Below are 215 nucleotides of genomic sequence, written 5' to 3'. Positions count from 1 at the left end.
AACAGTTTCGAATCATGTTCAACCATCTTAAATATGGTATCCCATAGGGGATTCGAACCCCTGTTACCGCCGTGAAAGGGCGGTGTCCTAGGCCTCTAGACGAATGGGACACAGTTGATACGTTATACTCTGTATCGAGTGAATACTCATTGGTGTCTGTAGGCTAAACACCAGTGCTATGTAGATCGTCAAACACTTTTTCTAAAACAACAGTT

General features: G+C 43.3%; 1 tRNA gene. It reads right to left on the bottom strand.

From position 1 onward, the window contains the following. Positions 1-34 precede the first annotated feature (34 nt). Positions 35-110 (bottom strand) — tRNA-Glu (locus H5123_RS11870). Positions 111-215: the final 105 nt, after the last annotated feature.

Origin of the sequence: Shewanella sp. SR43-4 (genome assembly GCF_014163845.1) — a bacterium.
In the GTDB taxonomy this organism is placed as follows: Bacteria; Pseudomonadota; Gammaproteobacteria; order Enterobacterales; family Shewanellaceae; genus Shewanella; species Shewanella vesiculosa.
This window is presented reverse-complemented; position numbering and strand designations above follow the sequence as displayed.